The sequence below is a fragment of the Winogradskyella alexanderae genome (assembly GCF_020166335.1).
Classification (GTDB): Bacteria; Bacteroidota; Bacteroidia; order Flavobacteriales; family Flavobacteriaceae; genus Winogradskyella; species Winogradskyella alexanderae.
In genome coordinates this window covers 184,371-207,515 of record NZ_JAIUJR010000007.1, presented here as the reverse complement: position 1 = coordinate 207,515, position 23,145 = coordinate 184,371, and the positions used below count along the sequence as shown (strand labels likewise).

The 23,145-nt window shown below is 35.1% G+C and carries 16 protein-coding genes and 1 tRNA gene; 11 read left to right on the top strand and 6 right to left on the bottom strand.

Going from position 1 to position 23,145, the window contains the following annotated elements:
• The first annotated feature begins 53 nt into the window (after positions 1 to 53).
• The 5 genes from LBU54_RS11625 to LBU54_RS11605 all read left to right on the top strand — a co-directional run bounded on the left by LBU54_RS11625 (position 54) and on the right by LBU54_RS11605 (position 5,959).
• Positions 54 to 1,223 (top strand): ATP-grasp domain-containing protein, encoded by a 1,170-nt coding sequence (locus LBU54_RS11625; protein WP_224529739.1) that lies wholly within the window; start codon positions 54 to 56, stop codon positions 1,221 to 1,223.
• Between the two features lie 277 nt (positions 1,224 to 1,500).
• Positions 1,501 to 1,854 carry an SdpI family protein gene (locus tag LBU54_RS11620; protein ID WP_224529738.1) on the top strand — a complete coding sequence of 118 codons (354 nt, stop codon included), beginning with the start codon at positions 1,501 to 1,503 and terminating at the stop codon, positions 1,852 to 1,854.
• 204 nt (positions 1,855 to 2,058) lie between these two features.
• Positions 2,059 to 2,778 carry a DUF6090 family protein gene (locus tag LBU54_RS11615; RefSeq protein WP_224529737.1) on the top strand — a complete coding sequence of 240 codons (720 nt, stop codon included), beginning with the start codon at positions 2,059 to 2,061 and terminating at the stop codon, positions 2,776 to 2,778.
• A 222-nt stretch (positions 2,779 to 3,000) separates the two neighbouring features.
• A complete protein-coding gene (locus tag LBU54_RS11610; RefSeq protein WP_224529736.1) occupies positions 3,001 to 3,738 on the top strand; it encodes a DUF6090 family protein in 738 nt (245 codons plus the stop codon).
• A gap of 334 nt (positions 3,739 to 4,072) precedes the next feature.
• Complete coding sequence (locus tag LBU54_RS11605; RefSeq protein ID WP_224529735.1) at positions 4,073 to 5,959, top strand: CocE/NonD family hydrolase; 1,887 nt, start codon at positions 4,073 to 4,075, stop codon at positions 5,957 to 5,959.
• A gap of 113 nt (positions 5,960 to 6,072) precedes the next feature.
• On the opposite strand, the gene LBU54_RS11600 is transcribed toward LBU54_RS11605, so the two are convergent.
• Positions 6,073 to 6,831: an SDR family NAD(P)-dependent oxidoreductase gene (locus LBU54_RS11600; RefSeq protein ID WP_224529722.1), complete on the bottom strand. Its 759-nt coding sequence runs from the start codon at positions 6,829 to 6,831 to the stop codon at positions 6,073 to 6,075.
• A gap of 261 nt (positions 6,832 to 7,092) precedes the next feature.
• Between LBU54_RS11600 and LBU54_RS11595 the strand changes: the two genes are divergently transcribed.
• A tRNA-Pro gene (locus tag LBU54_RS11595) sits at positions 7,093 to 7,167 on the top strand.
• Positions 7,168 to 7,314: 147 nt separating this feature from the next.
• Here LBU54_RS11595 and LBU54_RS11590 read toward each other — a convergent pair.
• Positions 7,315 to 9,369, bottom strand: a complete 2,055-nt coding sequence (locus LBU54_RS11590) for an HD family phosphohydrolase (RefSeq protein WP_224529716.1) — start codon at positions 9,367 to 9,369, stop codon at positions 7,315 to 7,317.
• A gap of 115 nt (positions 9,370 to 9,484) precedes the next feature.
• Here LBU54_RS11590 and LBU54_RS11585 point away from each other — a divergent pair, with 115 nt between their 5' ends.
• Both LBU54_RS11585 and LBU54_RS11580 read left to right on the top strand, forming a co-directional pair.
• Positions 9,485 to 10,663 (top strand): acetyl-CoA C-acyltransferase, encoded by a 1,179-nt coding sequence (locus LBU54_RS11585; RefSeq protein WP_224529714.1) that lies wholly within the window; start codon positions 9,485 to 9,487, stop codon positions 10,661 to 10,663.
• Positions 10,664 to 10,673: 10 nt separating this feature from the next.
• The gene (locus LBU54_RS11580; protein WP_224529711.1) at positions 10,674 to 11,423 is read left to right on the top strand and encodes a C40 family peptidase; all 750 of its coding nucleotides are present in this window, start codon (positions 10,674 to 10,676) and stop codon (positions 11,421 to 11,423) included.
• A 46-nt stretch (positions 11,424 to 11,469) separates the two neighbouring features.
• Here the strand turns inward: LBU54_RS11580 and LBU54_RS11575 are convergent, their stop codons facing one another.
• A complete protein-coding gene (locus LBU54_RS11575; protein WP_224529708.1) occupies positions 11,470 to 12,759 on the bottom strand; it encodes a tetratricopeptide repeat protein in 1,290 nt (429 codons plus the stop codon).
• Positions 12,760 to 12,789: 30 nt separating this feature from the next.
• Entirely contained in the window at positions 12,790 to 15,318 is a 2,529-nt protein-coding gene (gene gyrA, locus LBU54_RS11570) for a DNA gyrase subunit A (protein ID WP_224529704.1), read from the bottom strand.
• Positions 15,319 to 15,577: 259 nt separating this feature from the next.
• Between gyrA and LBU54_RS11565 the strand changes: the two genes are divergently transcribed.
• Together LBU54_RS11565 and LBU54_RS11560 are read left to right on the top strand one after the other, a co-directional pair.
• Positions 15,578 to 18,130: an ATP-dependent Clp protease ATP-binding subunit gene (locus LBU54_RS11565; RefSeq protein ID WP_224529694.1), complete on the top strand. Its 2,553-nt coding sequence runs from the start codon at positions 15,578 to 15,580 to the stop codon at positions 18,128 to 18,130.
• Positions 18,131 to 18,204: 74 nt separating this feature from the next.
• Positions 18,205 to 18,573, top strand: a complete 369-nt coding sequence (locus tag LBU54_RS11560; RefSeq protein WP_224529691.1) for a hypothetical protein — start codon at positions 18,205 to 18,207, stop codon at positions 18,571 to 18,573.
• Between the two features lies 1 nt (position 18,574).
• Here LBU54_RS11560 and hutH read toward each other — a convergent pair whose 3' ends face one another.
• Positions 18,575 to 20,113 carry a histidine ammonia-lyase gene (hutH, locus tag LBU54_RS11555; protein WP_224529688.1) on the bottom strand — a complete coding sequence of 513 codons (1,539 nt, stop codon included), beginning with the start codon at positions 20,111 to 20,113 and terminating at the stop codon, positions 18,575 to 18,577.
• 126 nt (positions 20,114 to 20,239) lie between these two features.
• Here hutH and LBU54_RS11550 point away from each other — a divergent pair, with 126 nt between their 5' ends.
• Positions 20,240 to 21,277, top strand: a complete 1,038-nt coding sequence (locus LBU54_RS11550; RefSeq protein WP_224529687.1) for a TlpA family protein disulfide reductase — start codon at positions 20,240 to 20,242, stop codon at positions 21,275 to 21,277.
• Positions 21,278 to 21,302: 25 nt separating this feature from the next.
• Here LBU54_RS11550 and LBU54_RS11545 read toward each other — a convergent pair whose 3' ends face one another.
• Complete coding sequence (locus LBU54_RS11545; RefSeq protein WP_224529686.1) at positions 21,303 to 22,859, bottom strand: NAD(P)H-hydrate dehydratase; 1,557 nt, start codon at positions 22,857 to 22,859, stop codon at positions 21,303 to 21,305.
• Positions 22,860 to 23,145 lie beyond the last annotated feature (286 nt).

The window sequence follows — 23,145 nt, the reverse complement described above, 5'->3', positions numbered from 1 at the left end:
TTTTCTTATACCAACCGTTGCGGTAATTTAGATAAAAAAATATATAGATTAAAATGTACCTAATTGACAAGCCATATATTTCAGATTTTCTTATTGATACGATAAAAGAAAATAACTTTCACGTTGTTGCAACTAAAGAGGCTAAAGAATTAGTAGCTGAAGCTTCTTTAAATTGGATTAGCGAAGAAGAGGCTATAGAAACTATAAAAAGCAACCCTTCTCAGCGGATATATTCCAATTCAGAAAATGTTCTCAGTTGGATAGATAATCACTTTGAGGAAAGTGAATTATCAAAACAAATTAATACCCTTAAAGACAAGGCGAAATTCAGAGAGCAGATTAAAGCCATCTTTCCTGAATTTAAATTCCAAAAAATTAAGTTAGAAAACATTCAGAATATTACTACCGAAGAATTGTCATTTCCGTTTGTCATAAAACCATCCATTGGGTTTTTAAGTGTCGGTGTCTATATTATTAAAAATGAAAACGACTGGATTAAGGCAAAAGAGAAAATAACGCCACAAAATATTAAAAGTATCTTCCCCAAAAATGTGCTCGATACTTCCCACTTTATTATTGAGGATTTTATTCAAGGTGAAGAATACGCAATAGATTATTATCATAATGATAAAGGTGAAGTGGTTATATTAAATATTTTACACCACGTCTTTTCTACGGGAACAGATACAAGTGATAGAGTTTATTCTACTTCTAAAGCAATTATCAATCAACATAGAGCTGAATTGGAGCAGTTTTTAAGTACAATAGGTGGCGCGCTTAATTTAAAGAACTTTCCAGCTCATGCAGAAGTAAGAATAGATAAAAATGGCAAAATAACTCCTATTGAAATCAACCCGCTTCGTTTTGGAGGTTGGTGTACAACAGGCGATTTATCGGGAATTACAATAGGACTTAATTCCTATAAATACTATTTTGAAAACACTTGTCCAAATTGGGATGACTTATATCAAGGTAAAGAAAACAAAATATTTAGCATTATCGTTTTAGATAATAATTCAGGGATTAAGCCTGCTAATATTGCTAAGTTTGATTATAAAGCACTTGCTAATGATTTTGAAACCCCTATTTTGATAAGAGCCTTAGATATTAATAAATATCCTCTATTTGGTTTTGTTTTTGTAGAAACTGACAAAAAAAATAAAGAGGAACTATACGATATTCTCAGTTCAGATTTGAGAAAATATATCATTGTTAAAGAATAAAAACTACAGCCAACAATAAATATATGTAATGCGGGCAATTTAGTAAATTTGAACAAGAAAGCATATAACAAACAACGTGGTGTTTTGATAGCCAAGTGACTTGAAATCCCACACTGTTCGTAGCCGAGACCGTTGTGGTACATTAAAAAAACATTACGAATCCAAATAAATATTGGCAAATGATTATAATTACGGTCTTTTTGATAATACTCAGAATCGGAATGTAATCAAGTATGGAAAAATGTACTTTCTGAAATTCAGATAAATTCAAAATACAATGAATATTGAAAATCCCTTATTTCTTATTCCGTTAAGTAGCGGACTAATTTTTTGTGTTGTCGGTGTTATTATGTACAAATTCCCACCTAAAAAAATTAATGGGATTTATGGCTACAGAACAATAAATTCAATGAAAAGCCAGGAAAGATGGGATTTTGCTCAAATTTATTCCTCTAAACAAATGATAAAATCTGGATTTTTACTATCTATATCTGGATTAATGGGATTGCTATTCCAACCAAATGAAAATACCTCTACAGCCTTGGGATTAGGACTAATGATTTTAACGGTAGTTTTACTTTTTATAAAAGTTGAGAAAAAACTGAAAAATAAATTTAAAAATAGCAAATAACAGACTACCACAATACGACTTATGGTTGATTGCTTTGTCGTTACTTATTTGGAAAATTCCTTCGGAATTTTCATTGGCTCGTGATAGTTCACTAAATTAGTTGCTTAACCACGCGTCTAAACATACACAACACCGTTAGCCTTTATTATGACCAACCATTAACCAATGATAAAATTCTTTCGAAAAATCCGCCAAAACTTACTAATGGAAAACAAAACTGGAAAGTATTTGAAATATGCTATTGGAGAGATTATTCTCGTAGTTATTGGTATTCTTATCGCTTTACAGATTAATAACTGGAATGAGCAACGCAAAGCCAACAAGCAAGAGTTGCTTCTTCTTAAGCAGTTACAAATAGACATCAACAGTAACTTAAATGAAGTAGTTGAATTAAACGAACGACTTAATATTAACAAAGTAGGTATAGATAGCCTTTCAGCAAGATTGAATAAAAAGCATTATGATATAATGGTACCAGTTTTTCTATCTCAAGCCTTAAGAAAAAGTGATTTCAATTATGCTAGTTCTGGTTATAATTTGATGCAAAATGGTAAAGCATCTCTTATTTCGGATGAAGCTATTCTAAAGAGTGTACTTTCTCTTTATGAAAATGATTTTCCAGATATCATAACAAGACAAAACGAAATGAAAAATGGCATCGACATTATTCAAAGAAATTTCATAAACAAACTATTTGTTAAATCAGAAAATGACCTAAATATAAAATTTAATGAATTCGATGAAGTCGCTACTGATCTTTTTGCGCCAATAGATTATTATTCTTTAACTGAAAATATCGAATTTAAAAATATACTCATCCAACTAGGGAAGTTGGTTGAGGTCAGACTAGCATATCTTAATAAAACTGAAGGTAATCTAAACAAAACGACAACACTTTTAAATTCAAAGTTCTATTTGGAGTGATTAAATTAAAAACATTGAAAATAACGAAAGCACAACAATGGCTACAATTAAACGCTACTTCCTAACTTTAAAACAAAATACCAAATTAGTTCTGGCTGATTTCACTTTGGACAAATCCTGCGGATTTATCCACGCCGAAATCATAGCCGAAACGTCGTGCTTCATTATTAGACCAACCTTTACCCAATGCTAAAATTCTTTAGAAAAATTAGATTCAACCTTATGGAAAAAGGGAAAACAGCCAAATACTTTAAATATGCCATCGGGGAAATTGTCCTGGTGGTTATTGGCATTTTGATCGCGCTGCAGATCAATAACTGGAACGAAGATAGAAAGCTCAGAAAACAAGAAATCAATTACTATTGTCAATTAGTTGATAATCTTAACTCAGATTTATCAAACATAAGGTTATCTCAAAATTCCTTAGATGTTAGACTTGAGGCAGCACAAAGGTTTTTAATAAACTTGCTCAAAAAACATCATAAAAAAGATCTATTGATTCAAGATTGGCTTGGAGTTTTACGCTCAAGATCCTTTGTCCCTACCAGAGCAGCTATTGAAGACATTACCTCATCCGGAAAATTAGAAATTATTGGTAACGAAAATCATAAAAATGCTATTCTCGATTACTATGTCCAACAAGACCAAGCATTGGATATTATGAAGACAAACAAGAATCAGCTTTTTGATCTAGTTTTTGAAATCAAAGGGTTTACCGCTTTTGGTATCCATGAAGTTCCTGAGTATAGTGAAATTTATAGCAATGAACTACAAAAGTTATTGAAATCTAGTGATTGGCAAAAGAATCCAAATGACCCTATTTATCAAGGTGCCCTTGACCTTGCGAACATGTCAATTATATTATGTGCGAGAGAAAAAGAAGTTTTAAATGACATTCAAAATCAAGCTGAAGAACTCATAGGCTTACTTGAAGGAAAATGTCAGAATCATAAAAATTGACCACTCTATTATAACGAGAGCACAATAATGTATAACCGCAATTTACTCACTAATGTTCAGTTTTTAAGGCGTTTGTCAGTGGCTACACCCTGGTCCAGCACATTCAATTACATCCGAACCCACTCTGAATTGTTAACGCCTGTGATATACCTAAAAACAGTAACTTTAATCCCGTAACTAACGGTTATACGAACGATAGTGCTTCTAACTTAATCGGATTGAAATAATTATCCTAACTTACAAGAAATAACCATCCAATGATAGAATTCTTCAGAAAAATTCGTCAAAAAATGTATATGGTCGATTCAGTATTTATTCATAATATTTTAATAAAATGAAAAAAAACACCCTTTTGATTTCGTTGGTAATCGCTTATTTTTTTCTAAGTGATTTTACCCTGCATGGACAAGAAAACATCCTTAAAGAACTTGAAGAAATAGCCATTATAGACCAAAAGGTAATGATGCCAATGCGAGATGGTATTCGCTTGGCAACAGACATTTACCGTCCTAAAACAGATAAGAAAGTACCAATTATCTTTTCAAGAACACCTTATAATTTTAATTCTTGGGGTGACGGAAAACAAAGAACGAGAACAGCACAAAGGGCATTAAAGGCTGTAAAACGAGGCTATGCCTATGTGGTACAAAATGAACGTGGGCGTTATTTTTCAGAGGGTGAATGGGATATTTTAGGTGTACCATTAACTGACGGGTATGATGCATTTACTTGGATGAAAAATCAGTCTTGGTCTAATGGCAAAATTGGGACTCTAGGCTGTTCTTCTACTGCAGAGTGGCAAATGGCCGTCGCCGCCTTAGATCATCCTTCTCATGCGGCAATGGTTCCTCAAGGTTTTGGAGCAGGTGTTGGTAGAGTTGGTAATATTAATGAGCAAGGTAATTGGTATCGCGGCGGTGCTGAGCAGATGCTATTCTTTGCCTGGCTATATGGCGTGGAGCACGATAAATTTAAGCCTCGAATCCCTGCTGGTGCGAGTCAAGAAGATTTAATTAGAATTTCTAGGTTCTATGATTTGGCTCCTGAAAATCCTCCTGTAGATATGGCTGAAGCACTGAAGCATTTACCTATTCAGGACATACTTAAAAATATAAATGGCAAACATGAAATTTTTGATAAAATGATACGCCGTAAACCAAATGACGAAGATTGGTTTAATGGAGGAATATATCATGACAATATGGAAATCGGTGTTCCAAGTTTTTGGTTTGCATCTTGGTACGATGTGTCAATAACACCTAATCTAGCTCTATTTAATCATGTGAGAAATAATTCTAAAGATGCTACCATCAGAGACAATCAATATCTGGTAATTGCACCAACCTTACATTGTGGTTATACCCGAGCAACTGAAAACACTATTGTTGGTGAGCGTAGCGTTGGTGATGCTAGACTTAACTATGATGAGCAAATTTATGCTTGGTTTGATATGTGGTTAAAAGGCGAACAAAACGATTTTAAGGAAAAAACACCGAGAGTTCAATATTATACTATGGGAATTAACAAATGGCAAGCCGCAGAAAATTGGCCACCAGAAAATGCGAAATTAGCGACCTACTATTTAAACAGTAATGGCGAAGCCAATAGCATTTTTGGTGATGGTGTGTTATCAACAACCAAAGCAAAATCTGATAATCCTGATAGCTTTACCTATGATCCCATGAATCCGGTACCATCTTATGGAGGTAATGTATGTTGTACGGGAAATGCTATAAAAGCGGGTGCATTTGATCAACGCCAAATGGAAACAAGACATGACATTTTGGTATATACCTCCGATGTTCTTCAAGAAGGTGTCGAAGTTTCAGGTTTTATTGAATCTACTTTATATGTTTCCTCAGACGTTAAGGATACTGACTTTACTATTAAACTTATTGATGTACATCCAGACGGAAAAGCTTATAATTTGGATGAGACCATACAACGTGTGAGATATCGTGAAGGCTATGACAAAGAAGTATTTATGAGGAAAGATAATGTTTACAAAGTAGACTTAACACCTATGGCAACCAGTAATTATTTTAAAAAAGGACATCGTATTCGTATAGAAGTATCCAGCAGTAATTTTCCACGCTTTGCCCGTAATTTGAATACTGGAGGCAATAACTATGATGAAAAAGAAGGTGTAATCGCTCATAATAAGATACATCATTCTTCAGAGTATCCATCACAGATAAGAATACCGATGATCTCTAATTAAGGCACAAACGCAGTAAACCTATTTTGTCTGCTATTATGAAACTATACCTACCCCTAGTCAACCAATTATTAACAAGTAAAATCTATGCTAATAAAACAACTGGACAATTTACATCAGCTTCTCAAATAACTCGCTCCATTAACATCAATGATAGCGCCAGAAGAATAGCTTGCGGCGTCAGAGGCTAAAAAGAGGACGGCGTGGGCCACTTCGGCTGGCTGTGCCATGCGTTTAAAGGGAGATTCACGAAGTAAATTTTCACGCTCAGTTGCAGTAAGCGTTTTGGCACCCATATCTGTTTCCGTAAATCCGGGAGCAATGGCTCCTACATATATACCATGTGGCGCTAGGCGCTTGGCCAAAGACTGGCTCAAGGCATTTAAGGCTGCTTTGCTCGCCCCATAGGCAGGTTTAGTGGGCTCACCTCTAAATGCCCCACGTGAAGAAATATTGACTATATGTCCTCCACCACTCTGCATCATTGCTTTTGCTGCCAGAAAACTAAGGTTTGCGGCCGCGAATACATTCGTATTCATGGTTTGTTCCCAAGCAATCGTCCATTCCTCAAACCCGACCTCATCAATGTCATGAGGAATTGAAATTCCTGCATTATTCACAAGAATATCTATATGGCCATAGGTTTTTAAAAAGTCTTTTATTAGTTCTTGCTGCTGGTCTTTATTTGCAATATCATATTGAAATAACTGATGGCCACTGCCATCCAATGACTGAAGGGTTTCCTCAGCCTTAGTCATATTTGTTTTATAATTAATGCCCACTTTAGCGCCAGCTTTGGCAAATGCCAAAGCAGTGGCCTTTCCGATACCTCTAGAGCCACCGGTGATAAGAACAGTTTTGTTATTAAAATTCATAAAATTATTAACTTAATTTATGTCTAATTGAAATACAACGCTTTTAAATGTTAAATCAACTAACAATTTACTTATTTATATTTAGAAATATTTTAATTTTAATTTTCGAATTGACGAAGTATGATTTCACCATCGCTTCACCAAGAAACCCAGGGAAGCTCCAAAGTAGGATGAATAAAGAAATTGCGAAGTAGGTTTAACTCCTGTAGCGATCACATAAAGCTATTTCAACTTCGAGATATCTTTTTTTTCAAAACTAATCGGGATGTGGCGTAGTCCGGTTAGCGCACTCGGCTGGGGGCCGAGAGGTCGCTGGTTCAAATCCAGTCATCCCGACAAGTTAAAGCGCGAAGCCTGCTCAGAAAGTTTACTTTCTAAAGTAGGCTTTGATGTTTTAACTTAAATATAAGCTAAGCTTTAATTTGCAACATTAGCGATAAATAGGATTATTAAAATCCAGTCATCCCGACTTTTTTTGAATTACTACTCAGGATATTCTATCCTTAAATGGTAAATATTTGCCAGTTTGTGCTTTAGAACTTTTTTAATGGCTTGTATTTCCTTAAATGTGATATTCGCATTTAAAAACTGTCCTGTTTCCATCTGCTTATTAACGATATTCTCTACAAAGTCGTTTATTTTAGTGCTTGTTGGCTCCTTCAAACTTTTAGAGGCCGCCTCTACACTATCACACATCATTAGTATGGCTGTTTCTTTACTAAAAGGTTTTGGCCCTGGATAAGAAAACTCCTTACTGTCGATTTCCTCTTCACTCAAAGACTTTTCTTTCATATAGAAATAGTATACCAAACTTGTTCCGTGATGTGTTCTTATAAAATCAATTACTCTATCAGGTAGATTGTTTTTCTTTGCAATCTCTACACCATTTATAACATGGTCTATAATTACTTTTGCACTTTCTGAGTTGGACAATTCGTCATGCGGATTAACACCATTACTTTGATTTTCTGTAAAATATGTTGGATTTAACATTTTACCGATATCATGGTATAAGGCACCTACCCTAACTAACATGGCATTAGCCCCTATTTCATTTGCGGATGCTTCAGCCAAGTTCGCTACATTTAGCGAGTGATGAAATGTACCAGGAGCCCTATTTGATAGTTCTTTTAAAAGTTTAGTGTTTGTATCAGATAACTCTAAAAGTGAAACATCAGAAACAAGACCGAATATTTTCTCATAAATATATATTAGAGGTTGCACAAACAATGTTGCGAGTCCACATAGAATAAATAAACCAAAGGTTTCCCACTTTATATTTGAAACTTGACCCTCATGAATTACAAAGAAAGCAAAATAGGCAATAATGTATATAAAAGTGATTTGACCAACAGATATAAACAAATTAGCTCGTTTATAAAGTTCTGAAACGGTTAAGATAGTTACAATACCAGCTATTATTTGAAGGAACATATATTCATAGCTATTCGGTACAATAAATCCAAGTAACAAAACCGTTAGCACATGCGCAAAAAGTCCAAGTCTTGCATCAAAAAAGGCTTTTAATACTAATGGCAAAACACAGAGTGGTACTATATAAATATATTGGGAATTGTAATTAATCACCAGAGTCGTCAATACAACCATCAAAGCGATATTGAAGAAAATAAACGTAACTTTTGTATTGTTTAAAAATACCTCAATCCGGTACTTTCTCAGAAATAATAATAACATCAACAGAGCTAATGCAACAAGAAGTGTATACGCTACCAATACCCAATTGTAATTTGCCGTATTCCACACTTGGGATTCATACTCTGATTTTAAAGAATTTAAAATTGCAAACTGCTCATCTTCTACAACTTGCCCCTTAGATATTATTAATTGGTCTTTTTCAATACTTCCCCGAGTTGGGGATATTTTTTGTAACTCTTCCTGTAATGCTTTTTCTGTTAAGTTATCATTTAAACTGAGGTTTGGTTTGATAACATCAAAGAAAAGTGAGATAATTTTATTTTTGACATTCGCACTAACCTCCGAACCAAAATGCATCTCTATTGTTGGCCTCAATGAACTAATTTCAAACAAATCATTAAACAACAGGCTTCTTTGAATCTTGTTATCCGTAACTAAAACAACAGGTCTTTCTTTATTATAAGGATATTGAGAATCTAACACGCCCTCATCATACAGTCTGTCTATCAGAGAGATTCCACGTTGATATAATTTTATGGTATTATTATTCGCAATTAAAGAATCTGCAAATTTTTCATTAAAACTTGTGCTATAATTGTTTTGAACATTTTCCTTAACATCTTGATCTAATTCAAAAAAAACTGGACTTACTTTTTTAATTGCTTCTTCTTCAATACTAATTTCATCGGATCCTTTTTTAATAGCAAAATTAAAAGGCGCATAAAGGTTTTCAGACTGCCAAGGCTTTCCTTTTTCAAAAGAATATCTAAACTTCCCGGTCTTTGGAAAGAGGTAGACAATAAAAAGTGTTGTTACCAAAAACAACAATATTTTATAAACAAGAGCGTGGTTTTTATACCATTTGTTTAGAAGTGCGTTCATATACAATCAAATGTACTAAATAATAAAATTTTTGGTAGTCATAATCTGCAATAGGTTCCAAAATCTCTCAAAAAATCACTAATTTCGCATCCATTAAAAGAAAATGACAAACATAATGAATAAGGACGTTGTAATAGTTGCTGCAGCTAGAACACCCATTGGAAGTTTTTTAGGAAGTTTATCATCAATTCCGGCTCCCAAATTAGGTGCAATTGCCATTAAGGGCGCATTGGATAAAATAAATTTAAGGCCAGAATTAGTTGAAGAAGTTTTAATGGGCAATGTAGTACAAGCTGGTACTGGTCAAGCTCCAGCAAGACAAGCAGCGATCTATGCAGGTATCCCGAATACAGTTCCTTGTACAACAGTAAATAAGGTATGTTCGTCTGGAATGAAAGCTGTTATGCAAGCAGCGCAGGCCATTCAAATTGGCGATGCGGATATAGTTGTGGCTGGAGGCATGGAAAATATGAGTGCGATTCCACATTACTATCATGCCAGAAGCGCAACAAAATTTGGACCAGCTACCCTAGAAGACGGTATGCAAAAGGATGGCCTAGTAGATGCGTATGATAATAATGCCATGGGTGTGTGTGCTGATGCTTGCGCTGTGGAATACAATTTTAGCAGAGAAGATCAGGATGCTTTCGCTATTCAGTCTTACCAAAGATCGGCGGAAGCATGGAACTCCGGTAAATTTGACAACGAAGTTGTGCCAGTAGAGGTACCTCAACGTCGTGGTGAGCCAATTATAGTTAGTAAGGACGAAGAGTATACTAATGTGAAAATGGAAAAAATTCCAGCTCTACGCCCAGCTTTTACTAAAGATGGTACTGTTACAGCAGCTAATGCTTCAACTATAAACGACGGTGCTGCTGCATTAGTTTTAATGAGCTCAGAAAGGGCGGAAGCATTAGGTCTTAAGCCAGTAGCAAGGATTAGGAGTTATGCAGATGCTGCGCAAGAACCAAATTGGTTTACAACAGCTCCTGCTAAGGCATTACCTAAAGCCTTGGCAAAAGCTGATGTGAATATAGATGATGTGGATTATTTTGAATTCAATGAGGCTTTCTCTATCGTTGGGTTAGCAAATATGAAAATACTAGGATTATCTGACAAAAAAGTCAATGTAAATGGCGGTGCTGTTTCGTTAGGACATCCTCTTGGATGTTCTGGAGCAAGAATTTTGATAACCCTTATCAATGTTTTACATCAAAACAATGGAAAAATTGGTGCCGCAGCTATTTGTAATGGCGGTGGTGGTGCCTCTGCGATGGTGTTAGAACGCATTTAAGTATACCTTTATGCAATACGGTATTTGCAATCTTGGAATTGTCCCTATACGATTTGAGCCATCAGATAAAAGCGAGATGGTTTCTCAAGCTCTATATGGTGACTATTTTAAGGTATTGGAATTGCGCAAGAAATGGAGCCGTATACGATTTGCCTTTGACAAATATGAAGGTTGGATTGATAATAAACAATACAAGGAAATAAATGAATCGGAATATCAATTACTTGCAGATTCTATTCCCTTACTATCAAATGACCTGATCGAATTCGTTACAGATCAAAGCAACAAATTATACCCAATTCCTTTAGGATCTGATGTAACAGGAATAAAATTGCTTAATCACAAATTTGACGGCAATTTATCCAAAGACCTTAATAAAAAATCAAACCTTATAAAAACTGCATTTATGTACCTTAACACTCCTTATTTATGGGGAGGTAAATCGCCATTTGGGATAGATTGTTCGGGCTTTACACAAATGGTTTATAAGCTTAACGGATATAAACTTTTAAGGGATGCCTCGCAACAAGCTATGCAAGGTGAGGCATTAAGTTTTATTGAAGAAAGCGAACCAGGTGATCTGGCATTTTTTGATAATTCTGAGGGCGAAATTATTCATGTCGGCATTATTATGGAGAACAATCACATTATACATGCTCATGGCAAAGTACGAATTGACAGATTAGACCATAGTGGCATTTATAATGTAGAAAAAAACAACCATACTCATAAATTGAGAGTGATAAAAAAAATCATATAAAAAAAGCAACTTTTTCAAGTTGCTTTTTTTGTTTTTCAAAATAAGTTTAGTTTCCTCCTAAAGTTGCTTCCAGTTCTTCAACAGCTGCTTTCATTTCTTTAAACTTGTCCATTTCGCCTAGCGCACTATAAATATTCATTAACGTCCTAGCCGCATCAATATTTGAACTTCTCAATTCAAGTGCTTTTTGTAAAAATGGAATTGCCTCTTGATATAATTGAGACCTTTGTTCTTTAAGTTCATCATACCTTCTGTTATCTGCAGCGCTGGTACCTAAACTATTCATTTCCTCAACAATCTTAGCTTCACCACCTAAAATAACTACAGCTAGATTGTTATATGCATCTGTATAATTTGGATTTATTTCAATAGCTCTCTGGTAGTAAGTCTTGGCAGCATCAATATTACCACCTTCTGCAGCAAGTACTCCTAAGTTATACTGTAATTCTGCATTATTAGGATCCTTTTCAGTCGCTTCCTCCATTAAAGCCTTGAATTTATCTCTGTTACCCATTTTAAGGTGAACATTAGCCTCTGATAATAGTAAACCTATATCATCAGAATTCTCAGCTCTGGCATCTGCCATTGCACCAAGTGCCTTCTCGTTTTCACCTTGGTTTACATAGATTAGAGCTATGTTTTTTACAATCTCTGCCGTTTTAGAGGTGCTTTTTTCATCCTTTGGATTGTTATGCGTTTTGGACATTTTTACGGAAAGATCACGCATTTCTTTACTAGGAAAACGCTCTTCTTCTCCAGTTTCTTTGTTAACTGCATAGTAATACATTTGTACTCCTGTATAGCCCATATTTTTAAGTTCGATATAGTGCTTTAGAGCCGTAGCGTAATCTTGACCGGTTACTGCAGCAGATGCAGCATAATATAGATAGAGCGTGTCTGCAGGTGACATTCTATATACTTTTTCAAATCCCACGGATGCCGTAGCATAATCCTTGCTTTGAAAAGCATCATTAGCATTATTCAAAAAAGTGGTCATCATATTAGTCTTCATCTGATTCGCATCCTCTGTATATCTTAACTTGCCCATAGCAGACTCCAAATCTTTTAAATCGCTTAAACTCTGGATTGCTTTATCTATATCATCATTCGATCCTTTGCCATTTGCATATAAAGCTTGGGCTTTTAGAAAATAGAATTTTGCTTTAGACTTATCGTCCATATTACCAATAAGTGCTTCGGCAGATTTTAATGCACTCTTTGCACTTGCAAAATTTGAATTTTTAATTGCCTTCTCCATTGCTTTTAATTCACTCTTTTGGGCAAAATTCACAGAAGTAAAAGCAATTAGAAATACTAATGTTAGTAATTTTTTCATTTTTTAATTATTGATTTTTGTTATTAATTTTTAGTTATCCGTATCATTTGTATCAATAGCCGTGCCATCATTACTAATATCTTGATTATCAGAAGCGTCTTCTATTTCTTCCGCTTCATCTTCATCCTTCATTACCTTAGCAACTGCCGCAATAGAGTCATTGCCTTTTAAATTTATGAGTTTAACACCTTGTGTGGCTCTACCCATTACTCGCAAATCCGCTACTTCCATACGTATTGCTATGCCTGATTTATTGATTATCATTAAATCATCATCATCCGTCACGTTTTTAATAGACACTAAGTTACCAGTTTTTTCTGTAATAGATATGGTTTTGACGCCTTTTCCTCCTCTATTGGTTATTCTGTAGTCATCTAAACTAGATCGTTTTCCGTAACCGTTTTCAGAGACTACAAGAATATTACTATCCATATCGTTTACAGCGACCATACCTATTACCTCATCCTGATTATTGGCTAAAGTTATACCTCTAACACCAGACGCATTTCTACCCATTGGTCTTGTTTTCGCCTCTTCGAAACGAATTGCTTTACCTGATTTTAAGGCTAGCATTACTTGACTTTCGCCAGTGGTTAATTTAGCTTCTAGTAATTCATCATCTTCTTTGATGGTAATTGCATTTATACCATTAGTTCTTGGTCGTGAATATTGCTCTAATGCAGTTTTTTTAACTTGGCCTTTTTTGGTCGCCATGATTACGTAATGACTGTTGATGTATTCTTCATCCTTTAAATCTTGTGTACAGATAAAGGCCATTACCTTATCGTCTTGTTCAATATTGATAAGGTTTTGAATAGCTCTACCTTTAGATGTCTTTGCACCTTCAGGGATTTCATATACACGCATCCAGAAACACTTTCCTTTTTGGGTGAAGAACAGCATGTACTGATGATTGGTACCAACAAACAGATGTTCTAGAAAATCCTCATTTCTGGTAGTCGATGCTTTCTGGCCTACTCCACCTCTATTTTGTGTTTTGTATTCTGTTAAAGACGTCCTTTTAATATAACCCGCATGAGAAATTGTGATAACAACTTTTTCATCAGGAATCATGTCCTCAATACTTAAATCACCGCCAGCATATTCTATTAAAGATCTGCGGTCGTCACCATATTTTTCCTTGACTACCATTAACTCCTCCTTAATGATATCCATTCGACGGTCTTTTTTATCAAGAATATCTTTGAGGTCTTCTATTGTTTTTAAAAGCTCATCGTATTCAGCACGTAATTTGTCTTGTTCTAAGCCCGTTAATTGTCTCAATCGCATTTCAACAATTGCCTTAGCTTGGATTTCAGACAACTTAAATCGTTCTATCAACTTTTCACGAGCTTCATCTGCATTTGCAGAAGCTCTTATTAATGCAATAACTTCGTCTATATTATCCGATGCGATAATTAGTCCCTCTAAAATATGAGCTCTCTCTTCAGCCTTTCTTAATTCATATTTTGTGCGTCTTACAACCACCTCGTGTCTGTGTTCAACGAAATAATGAATAAGATCTTTTAAGTTTAAAAGCTGTGGCCTACCGTTTACGAGTGCAATATTATTCACGCTAAACGAAGATTGTAATGCAGTATATTTATAGAGTTTATTTAAAACAATATTTGGAATAGCGTCACGCTTTAAAACATAAACAATGCGCATTCCGTTTCTATCAGACTCATCTCTGATAGTAGATATACCTTCAAGCTTCTTATCGTTGACCAAATCGGCTGTCTTTTTTATCATGTCAGCCTTATTAACTTGGTACGGAATCTCATTGACAATGATGCATTCACGTCCGTTAACCTCTTCAATATTAGCCTTACCACGCATAACTATGCGGCCACGTCCTGTATGAAATGCTTCTTTAACACCATCATATCCATAGATAATTCCACCAGTTGGAAAATCAGGAGCCTTGACAAATTGCATTAACTCATCTATCTCAATCTCATTATTGTCAATGTAGGCAATTGTACCATCAACAACCTCTGTAAGATTGTGAGGTGGCATATTGGTTGCCATACCTACTGCAATACCAGAGGCACCATTAACTAATAATCCAGGAATTCTAGTCGGTAAAACTGTAGGTTCTTCTAAAGTATCATCAAAATTAAGCTTATGGTCAACGGTCTCCTTGTCTATATCTGCCAACATGTCTTCCGATATCTTTCGCATGCGCGCTTCCGTGTAACGCATTGCCGCAGGACTATCTCCATCTACGGAGCCAAAATTACCTTGACCGTCAATTAACATGTAGCGCAAACTCCACTCCTGCGCCATTCTTACCATTGTATCATAAACTGATGTATCACCATGCGGGTGATACTTCCCCAATACTTCACCAACAATTCTTGCAGATTTCTTATGGGCCGTATTAGATCTAACTCCTAGTTCATGCATGCCATATAGCACCCTTCTATGCACAGGTTTTAGGCCGTCTCTCACGTCTGGTAATGCACGTGACACAATGACCGACATTGAATAATCAATGTAGGCTGATTTCATTTCATCCTCAATGTTAATTGGAATAAGTTTTTCTCCTTCTGCCATATATTTAATCAATTAGTTTTTTGTAGGTTTTCAAAACGTGCTAATATAAGTAAATTAGGAGTGTTTAGAGGTCTTGAACTGTCTAATTTTGGTACTTTTTATTAACAATATTTAATATCTTTTTTTTGATAAGTATCTCCAGATTTTCTTTGATTTAAATTGCTTTTTTGTTCTCTTCGTTTGTAAGTATTAATTAAGGTATAGTTTTTGCCATTTAATTGATATGTTTTATTATTTTTAATGCAGAAAGGAAATTACTATGGATGATAATTTTTCACCAAGAGTTAAGGATGTAATAGCATATAGTAAGGAGGAAGCCCTGAGACTTGGTCATGATTTTATTGGCACGGAACATTTAATGTTAGGGCTTTTGAGAGACGGCAATGGTAAGGCTATTGATATTTTAAATTCATTAGATGTAGATTTGAATCATTTAAGACGTAAAGTCGAAATATTAAGCCCGGCAAACCCTAATATAATTACAACCTCGAACGAAAAGAAAAACCTACATTTAACGAGGCAGGCAGAGCGCGCCTTGAAAACAACATTTTTAGAAGCCAAACTTTTTCAAAGTACTTCTATAAATACTGCACATTTATTACTGTGCATTTTGAGAAATGAAAATGATCCAACCACTAAGTTGTTAAACAAGCTTAAGGTAGATTATGATAACGTAAAAGAAGAATTTAAATCAATGATAACAAGCGAAGACGATTACATAGATGGCCCAAAAGCTGAATCTTACTCTGATGATGACATAAACGAAGAAGAAGAAGCAAAACAAAATCCGTTTGGCGGAGGCCAATCAGGCAAAACAAATAAGAAATCAAAAACACCTGTTTTAGATAACTTTGGTAGGGATCTTACCATTTTGGCCGAAGAAGGAAAATTAGACCCTGTAGTGGGTCGTGAGAAAGAAATTCAACGTGTTTCTCAGATACTAAGTCGAAGAAAAAAGAACAATCCGCTATTGATAGGTGAACCAGGAGTTGGTAAATCTGCAATTGCAGAAGGATTGGCCTTGCGAATTGTAAAGCGTAAGGTTTCGAGAACACTTTTCAACAAACGTGTTGTTACTTTAGATTTGGCGAGTCTTGTTGCTGGCACAAAATATCGTGGTCAGTTTGAAGAGCGTATGAAAGCGGTAATGAATGAGCTCGAAAAAAATGACGACATCATTTTGTTTATCGACGAAATCCATACAATTGTTGGTGCAGGCGGTGCCACAGGTAGCTTAGATGCATCGAATATGTTCAAACCAGCATTGGCAAGAGGCGAAATTCAATGCATAGGCGCAACAACATTAGATGAGTACAGACAATACATTGAAAAAGACGGTGCTCTAGAAAGACGTTTTCAAAAGGTTATTGTAGAACCAACTACGGTTGAGGAAACAATCGAAATCCTGAACAATATAAAAAGTAAGTATGAAGATCACCATAATGTAGATTATACAGATGGCGCAATTGCCGCATGTGTTAAGCTTACCAATAGGTATATGACCGAGCGATTCTTACCAGACAAAGCAATTGACGCACTCGATGAAGCCGGATCACGTGTACATATAACTAATATTGATGTTCCTAAGCAAATCCTTGAATTAGAAAAAAAATTAGAGGAAGTTAGAGAAACTAAAAATAGTGTCGTGAAGAAGCAGAAATACGAGGAGGCTGCAAAGCTAAGGGACGACGAAAAACGACTAGAGAAAGATTTAGCTTCTGCTCAAGAAAAATGGGAAGAAGAAACGAAGCAACATAGAGAAATTGTTACGGAAGATAATGTTGCAGACGTTATTTCGATGATGACCGGAATACCTGTTAACAAAATAGCTCAAACTGAACTCAACAAGTTAGCACAACTTCCAGAGTTGATTAAAGGAAAAGTTATTGGTCAAGATCAAGCTGTAGCTAAAGTTGTTAAGGCTATTCAAAGAAATAGAGCAGGATTAAAAGATCCAAATAAACCAATTGGTTCGTTCATTTTCCTTGGACAGACTGGTGTTGGTAAAACACAATTAGCAAAAGTACTTGCTCGAGAATTATTTGACAGTGATGATGCCCTTGTAAGAATAGACATGAGTGAATACATGGAGAAGTTTGCCATTTCTAGATTAATTGGTGCGCCTCCAGGTTATGTTGGATATGAAGAAGGTGGCCAATTAACTGAAAAGATAAGACGCAAGCCTTATGCAGTTGTCCTCTTGGATGAAATTGAAAAGGCACATCCAGATGTGTTTAACATGTTGTTACAGGTTTTGGATGATGGGTATTTAACTGACAGTCTTGGAAGAAAAATTGATTTCCGAAATACTATTATTATAATGACATCAAATATAGGCGCAAGAAAGCTTAAGGATTTTGGCACAGGAGTTGGTTTTGGAACCGCAGCGCAACAAGCGCAGGAGCCTGATCATGCCAAGGCTGTAATAGAGAATGCATTGAAAAAAGCATTTGCTCCAGAATTTTTAAACAGAATTGACGATGTCATTGTGTTTAATACATTAGAGAAAGAAGATATCAATAAAATTATTGATATTGAACTTATTAAGCTAATAGAGCGTATCAAAGATTTAGGATATAACCTGAAGCTTACAGAAGCTGCTATAGGATATATTGCTGAGAAAGGATTTGACAAGCAGTATGGCGCAAGGCCTTTAAATCGAGCTATTCAAAAGTATGTCGAGGATGCGTTGGCGGAGGAAATAATTAGTGCAAAAATCCAAGAAGGTGACACCATTACTATGGATTTAGATGCCAAAAGCAATGAGCTTAAAATCAAAATAAAAAGCTCTAGTAAAACGACAGAATCTTAGATTTTATTACATTTAAAATTCAAAACTCCTTTCTTTTAAAGGAGTTTTTTCTATCTTTTTATAAATTTTTCGAAATGAGAGAATCCCTAACACTCGATTTTTGCAACGTTAGTATATATGACAACTACATGGTAGTCGTTATTAACGAGGGGGTTACCGTACTTTTAAAACACAACAATATCTTAGCAGAATTAGCTAAAGATTATTTTGAGAATAAGCCATTTGTCTATATTACGCACCGATTAAATTCATATTCTGTTGATCCAAACATTTATATCGAAACATCTAAAATTGATAATCTTAGAGGATTTGCAGTCGTTTCAAAGGATTATAAGGCAAGGAGCAACGCTGAAGTTGAAAAAATGTTTTTAAGCAAACCTTTTGGTATCTTCTCGGAATTAGAAGAAGCTTATGAGTGGGCCAACAAAATGGTTAAGATATAATTTACACCTTATTTTTAAGACCATAATGATTCAAGAACAATTCCTCCACCTCGATATCCACATCCTTTAAAAATTGAACGGAGGCCTCAATATAGTCATGCAGGACTTCGTCTACCTTAATGAATGGCACAACTTTTCTATAGTGTTCTAAAAAAGACTCTAATAATGGCGAAGTTTTTAATGGTCTTCTAAACTCCAAAGCTTGTGAGGCATTCATTAATTCAATTGCTATAACCTTTTCAACATTTCGAATCAAAGTATAAGCTTGTGTGGCAGCATTTGCACCCATACTCACATGATCTTCCTGACCGTTACTTGAAACTATACTGTCAATACTTGCTGGTGTGGCTAATTGTTTATTTGCACTAACAATACTTGCTGCTGTATATTGAGGGATCATAAAACCGGAATTTAATCCTGGGTTGTCCACTAAAAAAGCAGGCAAACCTCTTAAACCAGAAACTAATTGAAAAATTCGCCTCTCAGAAATATTGCCAATCTCTGCCATTGCTATTTTCAGATAGTCTAATGCTAGAGCTAATGGCTGTCCATGAAAATTACCTCCAGAAATAATCATATCCTCATCTGGAAAAATATTAGGATTATCTGTGACAGAATTAATTTCTGTTAGCACAACTTTCTCAACAAAATCTAGAGTATCCTTTGTGGCGCCATGGACTTGAGGAATACATCTAAAGGAATAAGGATCTTGTACATGTTCTTTATCTCGTACAATCAATTCGCTTCCATCAAGTAATTCATTAAAACGTCTAGCAACTTTCCATTGCCCTGGATGTGGCCTGACAGAATGTACCAAATCATGAAAAGGATCTAACCTTCCATCAAATGCGTCAAGTGAAATACTTGCTATAATATCTGCCAAATAGGATGTTTTATGAGACATTAAAAGTAAATACACACCATAAGCACTCATAAATTGCGTCCCGTTAAGTAATGCCAATCCTTCTTTTGCTTCTAATTTGATGGCCTCCCAATTGTACTTGCTTAAAATGTCTTGTGCTTCATATTCGTCCTTATTGTGAACCACCTTGCCTTTTCCAATTAATGGTAATGCAAGATGGGCTAATGGTGCTAAATCGCCCGATGCACCCAGAGATCCTTGTGTGTAAACAAAAGGAAATATATCATTATTAAAGAAGTCTATAAGCCGTTCAATGGTTTTAAGTTGCACACCACTATGACCGTGACTTAATGATTGAATTTTTAATAACAACATCACCTTGACAATTGATTCCGGAACTCGATCACCTGTACCACAGGCGTGAGACATTACCAAATTTTCCTGCAATTTAGACAGATCTTCATCTGATATTTTTACGTTGTAAAGTGAGCCAAAGCCTGTATTGATTCCATACATTGGTTTTTTATTTTTGGCCAACTTATTATCTAAATATGTCTTACTTTTAACAATTCTTTCTTTTAACTCATGGGACAGTTTCAACTTTTTGTTATCCTTAAACAAGTTATAGATTGTTACAATATCTAGTGGTTGGGATGAAATTATATGATAAGCATTCATTTTAGTGATTTAATTCAAGTTCAAAATATGGAATAATTTCAGAGAACTGGACAAATTGTTAATAATTCATAAGATTGGTTAATCCTTTTTTAAATCTTTATATTTGGCCGAATTTAAACCCAAAATATGAAACGATTAATAGTACTTAGCCTTGTGTTAATGATAATTGCGTGTAAGGAAAAGCGAAAGGACTACGCAACCATTTCAGGTAAAATTGAAAACTTTGACCAAAGCAAAACCATTACAATTTTTCAAGGTAGAAATTACAACAAATCCATTAGTTTAAATGATGACGGTACGTTCGTTGACACCTTAAAGATTAAATCTGGTGATTATAATTTTAAACACGGTAATAAATATGGCCAGATTTATTTAGAAAACGGTTTTGAATCTTCCTTTACTACCGACTTTGATGCTTTTGCTGAATCCATCATTTATAAAGGAGATGGCTCAGATATTAATAACTTTACCGTTAAATCATTCTTAATATCCACAGAACATTTTCAGCCTAAGTTATTTTCAATGGGTACGAAGGAAGATTTAGAAACAGCAGTTAATAGTTATAATCAAGCTTATAAAGACTTAAAACAGAGGTATCCAAGTGTAGACTCAACGCATTTAGCCATTGTAGACGAGAATGTAAAACGTACTGAGCAACAGATTATCAATTACATGAATTCAAGGCTAGCGAAACGTACTCAATTCCCTAAAGGAAGTACATCTCCGGTTTTTACCAATTATGAAAACTATAATGGTAATAACACATCTTTGGAGGATTTAAAAGGTAAGTATTTGTATATAGATATTTGGGCCACTTGGTGTGGGCCATGCAAGGTCGAAATACCTTCATTAAAAAAACTGGAAGCGCGATTTAAAGATAAAAACATACAATTTGTTAGTATCTCAATAGACGATGGTAGAGGGTATAAAGGTGATGTCCGTGCAGCATATAAAGGTTGGAAGAAAATGATTAAGGATAAAAACCTTGGTGGAGTTCAGCTTTTAGCAGATAACGGATTTAATTCTCAATTCATGAAAGATTACAGAGTAAATAGCATCCCGAGATTTATAATTTTAGACCCTCAAGGGAAAATTGTAAACGCAGATGCTCCTAGACCTTCAAATCCAGAACTTGTAGAACTATTAAATTCTTTAAATATTTAAGTATAAACCAGTATTTATCAAGAATCTATTGTTGTTCTTCCTGTTCTTGCGCTGGTTCTGTCGTTTGTTCGGGTGGCTTAAATAGATCTATGTAAGCTTCTCCAATAGTTTCAATTATATGACTGGCGATTAAACTTTGGTAGCCGTAATCTTCAACTGCTATATCTGCAGATCTACCATGTATATAAACCGCAAATAGTGTGGCGGGAAGAGGCTCGTAACCTTGAGCTATTAAACCTGTAATAATACCTGTGAGTACATCTCCAGTTCCTGCCGTTGCCATACCTGGATTACCAGTTGTATTAATATAAATCTTTTCCTTGTATACAATTACCGTATTAGCACCTTTTACAACAATTATCAAATTGTACATGGATGATAATGACTTCACCTTATCCAACTTATCAAAGTCATCAGACCATTTACCAATTAACCTTTCTAATTCTTTGGGATGAGGTGTTAGTATAGTTTGTGGAGGTAATAGTTTTAACAACGATTTTTTTCTTGCAATAATATTTATACCATCAGCGTCTACGACCAGATTATTCTTATTTATTTCCAAAAACGACTCCAGCGCTTTCATGGTTTCTTCTCGTGTGTCAAGCCCTATTCCAATGCCAATCGCATTTGGTTCAATATTAAATTTAATATCAGAAATATAACGTTCTTCCTTATCGGTTAAAACCATGACCTCTGGTATAGATGCTTGTAAACTATGATATCCGCATTCTGGCACAAATGCTGTTACCAAACCAGCACCAGAACTAAGGCATGACCTACTTGCCAGATTTACTGCACCAATTTTACCGTGACTTCCTCCTATTATAAGTGCGTGTCCAAAATTACCCTTATGAGCAAACTTTTCCCTAGGTTTATAAAGAGGTAAAATCTCAAATTTGGATATTAATTCGGCCTCGGTTTCAGTGTTAACCAAGTAATCGCGGTCTATACCAATATCTAAAACCTCCCATTGTACGGTAAATTTTGCTGTTTCGGGCAAAAAGAATACCAGTTTTGGCGACTGAAAACTTAGAGTATAGTTTGCGTGAACAACCGCATTTTCGTTTGCTATTGCTTTGTCCGTATATAATCCTGATGGGATATCTATAGATAAGGTAAACGCGCTAGACGCTCTAAATTTTTGGAATATCTCCGCAACCCATTCCGCAGGCGGTCTATTTAATCCTATTCCAAATACGGCGTCAACTATAATATCATCTTTGTGAATCTTTGGAAAATTGGCAGAATTTGTCATCATTTTTGGCCAATCTTTCGATACATTTTTTATCCGATCATAGTTAATTAAAAAGTCTTTTGATCTGGTTTCGCTATAATTAACAACGTAAGTTATAACATTATAACCATGGGTGGTTAAATGACGTGCCAATACTAACCCATCACCTCCATTGTTTCCTATACCACAAAAAACATGAACAGGCACTTGAGCCCCTTGCATGCGCATATGCATCCAATTGAATATTTGTGTACCTGCACGCTCCATTAAATCGGTTGAAGATATGTTTTGACGTTCCGTAGTAAGCCTGTCCCCCTCGTAAATTTGTTCTTTTGAAAATAATTTCATCTATGAAAACTAGTTAAATAAAATACTGTTTCACCTTTCTATAGTTCCATTTATTTGGTCTAATTAATTTAAACTTCGTTGTATAAAACACCTTATTTTCTGGAACATCAAAAAATTCGAAATTGTTTTTTTATTGTCGTAAAAATAATACATTTGAGAGGTAATGAAGAAAAAAAAGCATATAACAAAAAACAGTTTAGCTATATCTAACTGTACTTCGTTTTCCTTTTATTTTTATCTACAACAATTACCCTTTGGGGTTTTTCTGATTAGCTCATTATCTCAA

Coding starts and splice junctions, on each gene's coding strand:
- LBU54_RS11625 (WP_224529739.1), top strand. CDS start 54: ATGTACCTAATTGACAAGCCATATATTTCAGATTTTCTTATTGATACG.
- LBU54_RS11620 (WP_224529738.1), top strand. CDS start 1,501: ATGAATATTGAAAATCCCTTATTTCTTATTCCGTTAAGTAGCGGACTA.
- LBU54_RS11615 (WP_224529737.1), top strand. CDS start 2,059: ATGGAAAACAAAACTGGAAAGTATTTGAAATATGCTATTGGAGAGATT.
- LBU54_RS11610 (WP_224529736.1), top strand. CDS start 3,001: ATGGAAAAAGGGAAAACAGCCAAATACTTTAAATATGCCATCGGGGAA.
- LBU54_RS11605 (WP_224529735.1), top strand. CDS start 4,073: ATGAAAAAAAACACCCTTTTGATTTCGTTGGTAATCGCTTATTTTTTT.
- LBU54_RS11600 (WP_224529722.1), bottom strand. CDS start 6,831: ATGAATTTTAATAACAAAACTGTTCTTATCACCGGTGGCTCTAGAGGT.
- LBU54_RS11590 (WP_224529716.1), bottom strand. CDS start 9,369: ATGAACGCACTTCTAAACAAATGGTATAAAAACCACGCTCTTGTTTAT.
- LBU54_RS11585 (WP_224529714.1), top strand. CDS start 9,485: ATGAATAAGGACGTTGTAATAGTTGCTGCAGCTAGAACACCCATTGGA.
- LBU54_RS11580 (WP_224529711.1), top strand. CDS start 10,674: ATGCAATACGGTATTTGCAATCTTGGAATTGTCCCTATACGATTTGAG.
- LBU54_RS11575 (WP_224529708.1), bottom strand. CDS start 12,759: ATGAAAAAATTACTAACATTAGTATTTCTAATTGCTTTTACTTCTGTG.
- gyrA (WP_224529704.1), bottom strand. CDS start 15,318: ATGGCAGAAGGAGAAAAACTTATTCCAATTAACATTGAGGATGAAATG.
- LBU54_RS11565 (WP_224529694.1), top strand. CDS start 15,578: ATGGATGATAATTTTTCACCAAGAGTTAAGGATGTAATAGCATATAGT.
- LBU54_RS11560 (WP_224529691.1), top strand. CDS start 18,205: ATGAGAGAATCCCTAACACTCGATTTTTGCAACGTTAGTATATATGAC.
- hutH (WP_224529688.1), bottom strand. CDS start 20,113: ATGAATGCTTATCATATAATTTCATCCCAACCACTAGATATTGTAACA.
- LBU54_RS11550 (WP_224529687.1), top strand. CDS start 20,240: ATGAAACGATTAATAGTACTTAGCCTTGTGTTAATGATAATTGCGTGT.
- LBU54_RS11545 (WP_224529686.1), bottom strand. CDS start 22,859: ATGAAATTATTTTCAAAAGAACAAATTTACGAGGGGGACAGGCTTACT.